This window comes from Halochromatium sp. (assembly GCF_054919635.1).
Window position 1 is genome coordinate 1 of sequence record NZ_JBUDPI010000153.1, and the last position, 8133, is coordinate 8133.

General features: G+C 63.6%; 8 protein-coding genes. 5 read left to right on the top strand and 3 right to left on the bottom strand.

Annotation, left to right across the window (positions count from 1 at the left end; all coding sequences use genetic code 11):
* The coding region (locus ACY693_RS10575) for an ABC transporter transmembrane domain-containing protein (protein ID WP_462321791.1) at window positions 1–1110 on the bottom strand (1110 nt) is incomplete at its 3' end.
* A 141-nt stretch (window positions 1111–1251) separates the two neighbouring features.
* Between ACY693_RS10575 and ACY693_RS10580 the strand changes: the two genes are divergently transcribed.
* Together ACY693_RS10580 and ACY693_RS10585 are read left to right on the top strand one after the other, a co-directional pair.
* Window positions 1252–1656 carry a S24 family peptidase gene (locus tag ACY693_RS10580; RefSeq protein ID WP_462321792.1) on the top strand — a complete coding sequence of 135 codons (405 nt, stop codon included), beginning with the start codon at window positions 1252–1254 and terminating at the stop codon, window positions 1654–1656.
* Window positions 1653–2777 carry an efflux RND transporter periplasmic adaptor subunit gene (locus ACY693_RS10585; RefSeq protein WP_462321793.1) on the top strand — a complete coding sequence of 375 codons (1125 nt, stop codon included), beginning with the start codon at window positions 1653–1655 and terminating at the stop codon, window positions 2775–2777. The genes ACY693_RS10580 and ACY693_RS10585 overlap by 4 nt, the downstream gene beginning before the upstream one ends.
* A 43-nt stretch (window positions 2778–2820) precedes the next feature.
* On the opposite strand, the gene pepN is transcribed toward ACY693_RS10585, so the two are convergent.
* The gene (pepN, locus tag ACY693_RS10590; RefSeq protein ID WP_462321794.1) at window positions 2821–5661 is read right to left on the bottom strand and encodes an aminopeptidase N; all 2841 of its coding nucleotides are present in this window, start codon (window positions 5659–5661) and stop codon (window positions 2821–2823) included.
* 213 nt (window positions 5662–5874) lie between these two features.
* Between pepN and grxC the strand changes: the two genes are divergently transcribed.
* From grxC to ACY693_RS10605, 3 genes are read left to right on the top strand one after another with little or no spacing between them, the layout of a single operon-like run.
* Entirely contained in the window at window positions 5875–6132 is a 258-nt protein-coding gene (gene grxC, locus ACY693_RS10595) for a glutaredoxin 3 (protein ID WP_462321795.1), read from the top strand.
* Window positions 6133–6156: 24 nt separating this feature from the next.
* A complete protein-coding gene (locus ACY693_RS10600) occupies window positions 6157–6564 on the top strand; it encodes an RNA-binding S4 domain-containing protein (protein WP_462321796.1) in 408 nt (135 codons plus the stop codon).
* Window positions 6565–6595: 31 nt separating this feature from the next.
* A complete protein-coding gene (locus ACY693_RS10605) occupies window positions 6596–7057 on the top strand; it encodes a hypothetical protein (RefSeq protein WP_462321797.1) in 462 nt (153 codons plus the stop codon).
* Window positions 7058–7145: 88 nt separating this feature from the next.
* On the opposite strand, the gene ACY693_RS10610 is transcribed toward ACY693_RS10605, so the two are convergent.
* The coding region (locus tag ACY693_RS10610) for an ACT domain-containing protein (protein WP_462321798.1) at window positions 7146–8133 on the bottom strand (988 nt) is incomplete at its 5' end.

An 8133-nucleotide genomic window follows, 5' to 3' on the forward strand; every position in this document is an offset into this window, starting at 1 on the left:
GATGGCGCGCTCGGATTGGTAATGGAACCCGACGCGCTCGAAGCGCACAGCGCCCTTATTCAGCACCAGCGGTGGGGCGCCCGGCGCATCGGTGATCTCGGGCGTTCGTTCGAGCAGCTTGAAGACCAGGTCCATATCGGCCAGCGCGTACTTGATCTGCCGGTAGACGATGCCGAGGAAGCCGAGCGGGATGAACAGCTGCAGCATGAAGGCGTTGACCAGCACCAGATCACCGATGCTCATGCTGCCGTTGACCACGCCCTGGGCCGCGTAGGCCATGATGATGGTGACACCGACGGCGATGATGCTGCCCTGGCCGAAGTTGAGCAGCGACATCGACGACTGACTCTTGACGGCAACATCCTCCCACTCGGCCAGGGTATTGTCGTAACGATCCAGCTCCAAGCGCTCGTTGCCGAAGTACTTGACCGTCTCGTAGTTCAGCAGGCTATCGAAGGCCTGGGTGTTGGCGCGCGAGTCAAGCACGTTCATCTGGCGGCGATAGTCCATCCGCCATTCGGTAATTGCGAAGGTGAAGCCGACGTAGACCAGCACGGTGCCAAAGGTCACCAGGGTAAAGATCAGCTCATACTTGGTCAGCAGCACCGCGGCCACCAGCGTGAACTCGACCAGCACCGGGATCACGCTGAACACCAGATAGTTGAGGATGGTCGCAATCGATCGCGTCCCACGCTCCAGATCCCGACTCACCGCCCCGCTCTGGCGCCCAAGGTGGTAGCTGAGCGAGAGCTGATGGAGATGCGTCAGCACCCGCGTCGAGAGGCGCCGCATGGCGCGAAAGCGCACCCGCGCAAAGACCACGTCGCGCAGCTCGTTGAACAGCGAGCTACTCAGCTTGAGCGCACCGTAGGCCATCAGCAGACCGATCGGCAGCACCAAGATCTGCTCGCGGGCCTGCTCGAAGGCATCGACGATGTTCTTGAGCACGATCGGCACGCCAACATTGGCAAGCTTGGCCATGACCAGGCAGCCCAGGGCCAGCAGCGCGCGACCACGAAACTCGGCGAGATAGGGCAAGATGCCACGCAGGTTGTATCGATCGCGCCGATCTGAGTGGACGCGCTCCGTGGCGGCATGGATTCGAATCATGGACGCAGGTATCGGCGGTCGTTGATGAGCGCTCGTGGATGAGTGCTCGTTGATGATCAGGGCCCCAGGCCGCAGATCAGAGAGTCGGAGTCAGCTTCGACGTCGAAGCCATCCGCTTGCGATAAGAGATGAGGTCTTATGATGTCAGAACCCATGCTGGAAGGCACCGGCTGCAGTATGCACGAGCCCTACGCGCTGCAGGTGCTCGGTCCCGATATGGAGCCGGAGTTTCCAGACAGATGCGTGGTGATCGTGGAGCCGACCGAGCAATGCCGCGACGGCATGTTCGTGTTCGCCGAGGTCGAGGGCGTGCGTTGGATGCGCCAGTACCGGCGCGACGATCAGGGTCGCGAATGGCTGCTGGCCTTGGACCCAAGCTTCCCCGAGATCGAGCTGACGGGTCTAGACTGGAAGGTGCTGGGCGTGATCATTCAGCGCAATATCCGTCGCCAGATCAAGCACTACGAGTATCGTGACGCTGGCGCTAGCTCAACGGCCCCAACCACCTCGGTCAACGCCGTCGACATTACCCGACAGGGCGCGTGAGTCGCGCTCCTCGCCTGCAGTGCCGCTATCGCTGTCTCGGCAGAGAGCCAAACCGATGGCGAGCCATTGCCCTTCTCTGTCTTGCGCTACTGAGCGCCGGCTGCAGCGAGTCGCCGTTTGGCTCGAACTCAGCCGCCGACCGCGCTGGCTCCAAGCCCTCGCGTCCAGCCGCTGAGCATCTGGTCACGGCCATCACCGCTGAGCGGACCTCGGTCTCGGTACCACACGAGCGTCCTGGTAGCCTGCGCCTGCGCCGCCTGGTCCGACTGCATAGCCAAGAGGAAGGCCGCATCACGGAGCTCGAGGTCTTCGAGGGCGATGCCGTCGAGCAAGGACAGCCCCTGATCCGGCTCGACGACGACCTGCTCCGCGCCGAGCTCGATGCAGCACGCGCCACCGCGGCGCAAGAGCGACTCGATCTCAAACGGCTCGAAGGGCTGGCTGGGCGTGGTGGCGCGTCAGAGGATGAGATCGCGCAGGCGCGGACCGCGGTCGCGGTGGCCGAGGCCCAGGTCCGTGTGCTCGAGACACGGCTCGCGTTCACTGAGATCAGCGCACCCTTTGCCGGTCTGATCATCGCGCGCCTCGCCGAGCCCGGCGACTTCGTCACCAAGAACACCCATCTGCTCAGTATTGCCGACCCGGCCTCGCTGATCGCCGAGGTGCTTGTCTCAGAGCTGGTGTTACCGGAGCTCACTGTCGGTGACCCGGTCCAGATCCGCATCGATGCCTTGGGCGGACTGACAGTCCCTGGCCGCATCCTGCGCATTCACCCCAGGTTGTCCGAGATCGGCCGCCAAGCCAAGGTCGAGATCGCCTTCGACCAGATCCCGGCCGGGGCGCGCGATGGTCAGTTCATCCGGGTCCGCTTCGAGAGCAGAGGCATCCCGCGCCTGATGGTCCCCTTCCGCGCCTTGCGTCAGGATCGCGATGGCCCCTTCGTCTGGATCATGGACGAGGCCGGCAAGGCGCAGCGCCAAGCGGTGGAGACCGGCGTTCGCATCACTGATCAGGTCGAGATTGTCGCCGGTCTCGAGCCAGGCACCCAGGTCATCACCCGCGGCTTCCTCGGCCTAGCGGCCGACGACGAAGTCCGCGCCATCGAGACGAGCACTCTGTGAAACCCCGCAGCAGCTGCTCGTCTGAACCGCTCCACGCCAAGACTCAGTCGGTTAGGCTCTTCGAGACCACCTCATAGACATCATTCGAGAGACCTTCGACCTCAAGGATGCGCTCGAGCTGGGCACGTATCCCTTGCTGGCGGCCCTCATCGTAGCGTCGCCAGCGCGTCATCGGATAGACCAGGCGTGATGCGATCTGCGGATTCAGCGGATCGAGCTCGATGATCCGATCCGTCAGGAAACGGTAGCCTGAGCCATCAGCAGCATGGAAGCGCACCGGATTGCCAGCGGCGAAGGCGCCGATCAGGGCCCGCACGCGGTTCGGGTTGGTGAGCGAGAAGTCCGGGTGCTGCATCAGCTGCTCGACCCGCGCCAGGGTATCGCTCCGGCTGCTCTGCGCTTGCAGCGCGAACCATTTGTCGAGCACCAAGGGCTCAGCGGACCAGCGCTGATAGAAGGCCGCGAGTGCCTGCTCGCCGACATCATTGGCCGGCACGGCATCGGCGTCTGCTCCGGGTCCGACGTCAGAGCTGCCACCGGCTACTCTGCCGGACTCGACCCCGGCCTTGGCTCCAGCAGCATGCGCTGCTCCTCCTGCAGATGTCGCCACAGCCCGCGCAGGCGCCTCGACTAGCATCCGCAGCGCCGCAATCACATCGGTCATGTTCTGCTGGGCGTCGAATTGTTTTAGCGCCAGGCTCAGCCCCTCGGCGTCGCCAGCGCGAACCAGATAGCTCAGGCAGAGATTACCCAGCGCGCGACGACCCATCGAGGCATGGCTCAGGTCGAATCCAGCATCGCTGCGGGTGCGCTCGTAGGCGGCCAGCAGCGGCTCGCGCAACCGGCTGCCGATCTCGGTGGCAAGCGCCTGGCGGGCGCGATGGATGCCGTCGACGTCGACCACCTGCATCTGATCACCGAGATAGCTCTCGGAGGGCAGCGTGAGCACCTCGGCGATCAGCGCGGCATCAGCGGCGATACTCGAGGCCGCCTTAGCGCTACCTGAGGGCGCATCGGGGATCGCATCAGAAATCACACCCGCGGCCGCATCCCGGAGCGCCCGCTCAACGGTCTCGATGAAGCCGTCCGGCGCTGCCAATGCTGGGTCAGCCACCATTGCCAACAACAGGCGCTGCGCCAATGTCTGCGCCGCATCCCAGCGGTTGAAGCCATCGTTGTCGTGCGCCATCAGAAAGCTGAGCTGCTCGTCGGTGTAGGGGTAGCAGACCTGCACCGGGGCCGAGAAGCCGCGCAGTAGCGAGGGCACCGGCTGAGCGTCAAGCCCAGTGAAGACGAAGGTCTCGACCGGCTGGCGCAGCTCGAGCATGCGCGTGCCTGGCGCCGGGGCCGTCGCCTCGCCCTGCAGCTGCAGCGGGAGGTCTTGGCCATCGGCGTCGAGCAGGCCGACCGCAAACGGGATATGCAGCGGCTGTTTGTCTGCTTGCCCCGGCGTGGCCGGCGTGTGCTGCCTTACCTCGAGCTGATAGGTGCCAGTCGCCGGGTCATAGCGGCCTGCACAGTCGAGCTGCGGCGTGCCAGCCTGGCTGTACCAGCGTTTGAACTGGGTCAGATCGATGCCGCTAGCGCTCTCCATGCAGCCAACAAAGTCATCGGTGGTGACCGCTTGGCCATCAAAACGCTCGAAGTAGCGATCAGTCGCCTGGCGAAAGCGCTCCGGACCAAGCAGATTGGCCTGCATCCGCACCAGCTCAGCACCCTTTTCGTAGACAGTCGCGGTGTAGAAATTATTGATCTCGATGTAGGAGTCGGGTCGCACCGGATGCGCCATCGGCCCCGAATCCTCGGGGAACTGGCGTGCCCGCAGCTGGCGCACATCCTCGATGCGCTTGACCCCGCGCGAGCCCATATCGGCCGAGAACTCCTGATCGCGATAGACGGTGAAGCCCTCTTTCAGGCTCAGCTGGAACCAATCGCGGCAGGTGATGCGGTTGCCGGTCCAGTTGTGGAAGTATTCATGCGCAACCACGCCTTCGATGCCGGCAAAATCGGTATCGGTGGCCGATTCAGGGCTCGCCAGGATGTACTTGGCATTGAAGACGTTGAGCCCCTTGTTCTCCATCGCGCCCATGTTGAAGTGGCTCACGGCAACGATGTTGAACAGCTCCAGATCATATTCGCGGCCATAGCGCTCCTCGTCCCAGCGCATGGCGCGGATCAGCGACTGCATCGCGTGCTCGCATTTGTCCTCGTTGCCGGGCTCGACATAGATGCGCAATGGGATCTGGCGGCCGGAGGCGGTCTCGAAACGATCCTCGACCACACGCAGATCGCCAGCAACGAGCGCGAACAGGTAGCTCGGCTTTGGAAATGGATCGTCCCAGTGCACACAGAGCCGCCCATCGGCGAGCTGCTCCTCGCCGGCCGGATTGCCGTTGGCCAGGAGCACCGGATAGCGCTTGGAGTCAGCGATCAGGCTGACCCGATAGCGCGCCATCACATCCGGGCGATCGAGGAAATAGGTGATGCGCCGAAAGCCCTCGGCCTCACACTGAGTGCAAAGCATGCCACCCGAGACATAGAGTCCTTCCAGCGCCGTATTGGCACTCGGATTCAACTGCACCCGAGTCTGTAGCCGGAACCGATCGGGGACACGGTGCACGAGCAGATGATCCTCCTCGAGTCGATACTCGGCTGGGGTCAGCGCCCGATCGTTCAGGCTGATCGCTTCGAGCTTGAGCTGCTCGCCATCCAACCGCAGATCGCCATTGCCACGGGTCGCCGCTGGGTTTCGACGCAGGCTCAGCTCGGCCTCGACTTGGGTGCACTGCTCGTCGAGCTCGACGCTCAGTCGAACATCGTCGATCAAGAACTCGGGGGGGCGATAGTCGCTGAGACGAATGACGGGCGGTGTGGTGCGGTACATCGGCGTGATAATCGGCTCTGCCAGGGTAGAGATGAGAAATCAAGGCTCGCATTGGACTTGGCGCCTTCAATGCGCCTGTGCCAATCTTGCCTCATCCGGCCGCAGTCGCCAGATTTCAAGCAGTTTGCTCGGCGGCTTGGGCTGCGGCGGTCGCCAAGCTGGCCGAGCGCTCCAGCACGCTCGGCACCGAGCAGTTAGGGTAGGACCAACGACATGCCCATCGTGCAGATGTATGCAACCGCTTTCTGTCCCTTCTGCGTGCGTGCGCGCAGGCTATTGCAGCAGAAAGGTATCGACTTCGACGAGATTCGCGTCGACAAAGATCGCGAGGAGAGGCGCACCATGATCCAACGGAGTCAACGCACCACTGTGCCGCAGATCTTCATTGGTGATCGACATATCGGTGGTTACGACGACATGGCGGCACTGGATCGGGCGGGTCAGCTCGATCCACTGCTGGAACAGCGATGAGCATCAATCCTTGAGTGCCGGCCGATGAGCTCAGACACGACAGGCGCCGACGAGAGCGGCGCGCAGCGGCTGGATAAGTGGCTATGGGCCGCGCGTTTCTTCAAGACACGACCCCTCGCGGTCGAGGCCATCAACGGCGGCAAGGTGCATGTCGACGGCCAGCGCGCAAAGCCGGGACGAAGCGTGCGGCCGGGTACCCGGCTCAGTATCCATAAGGGCCAGCTCGAATGGCAGATCGAGATCAAGGCCATCTCCAAACAGCGTCGCCCCGCCAGCGAGGCGGTCTTGCTGTTCGAGGAGGAGGAGCAGAGCCGGCTCAGGCGTCAAGAGATCGTCGAGGAACGCCGAGCAGCTGGGCCAATCGCGCGCACCGAAGGCGGTCGACCCACTAAACGCGACCGACGCCGCCTCAGCGACCTGACCGGCAGATAAGTAACCGGCAATCGCCTAAGAGGGCCTTAGAATGGACAACCAAGTCTTCCGCGAGACCTACGGTGCGATCAATGACCGCTACTGCCCGTTCGAGAAGAGCATCCTGACCAACCAGTGCGCCTGCAGCCGCGCCGAGCGTTTCTGCATCGCCGAACGTGAAGGGGTGCGCTGTCAGGCCGATGCGGCACAGTCGCGCTGCGTAGACCTGCTGTCGCTCCTTCGCGGCCAGGCGCGCTTTGCGCTCAAGACCACCGACGGACAATCAGCGCTGCCCCATGCCAAGGCGATGCGTGTGCAGGTCGGCGGCTTGCGTGGCCTCTACATGGCCTTGAACCCGGATGCGCAGGTGCCGACGACCATCGATGATGTGGATGCGATTGTCGAGACTGCGGTGAGCCGCTTTGGCAGCCTGGACGAGCTGCCCTTTCAGGTCATCGTGCAGCAGATCACTGCCTACCGAGGTCGACGCCCGTTTCGCGATCGCAGGCGTTGACCCACGATGACCCGCTGCGCGATGTCGCTGCGCCGCACAGCCCATCGCATCGGCGCTTGTCGTCGCCGACCCCGACAGGCGTCGCCGGCTAGCGCAACCGTCCCGCATTGGACAACCGCACGATCCGCGTTACAGCGGGGATCTGACGCAACCGGCGCATGATCCCGGCGAGATGCTTGCGACCTGTCACATTGACCAGGAAGTCGAGCGTGGTGGTCATCCCATCCTTCTCCCGTGAATTCACGTTCTCGATGTTGGAGCCCTGCTCGGCAATCGCGCTCGCAATGGTCGCCAGTGCACCGCGGCGATTCCCGGCATCGACGCGAATCTCGGTCTGAAACTCGGCCTGCGGATTCTCCGCCCATTCGACCTCGAGCCATTTGTCGCGCTTCGCCTGGAAGTCGCCGAGGTTGCGACACTCATTGCGGTGGACCACGATGCCCTTACCAGCGTTGAAAAGTCCCGTGATCGGATCACCAGGAATCGGACGGCAGCAACGCGCGAAATGGACGACCATCCCCTCGGTGCCTCGAATCGCGAGTCGGCGGGCACTTCGGTGGATCTCCTCAGACCCTTGAGGCTCGACGTTGGAGGCGACCTCGGCCCCCACCCCTGGCTCCGATGGACCCGCAAGACGCCGCGCGATCAACATTGGCATGCGATTACCCAGGCCAATCTCCGCGAACAGCTTGCCACTGTCTTCAAGCCCGCTCTCGAGTGCATGCGCCAGGATGCGTGGCTCACCGACCTGCTCCAAGCTCAGCCCGAAGGCCGCCAGCTCGGCGGACAGCATGCGCTGGCCCAACACCTCGGCCTCACGGTTCTGCAGATTCTTCAGATAGCTGCGGATGCTCGCCCGCGCCTTGCCAGTAACGACGAAATTGAGCCAGGCGGCATTCGGCTTGGCGCCCGGAGCATTGATGATCTCGACGGTCTGCCCGCTACGCAATGGCGTCCGCAGCGAGGCCAAGCGCCGATCGATCCGGGCCGCGACGCAGGTGTTGCCGACATCGGAGTGGATCGCATAGGCGAAATCGACCACGGGCGCACCCATCGGCAGCACCAGGATGCGCCCC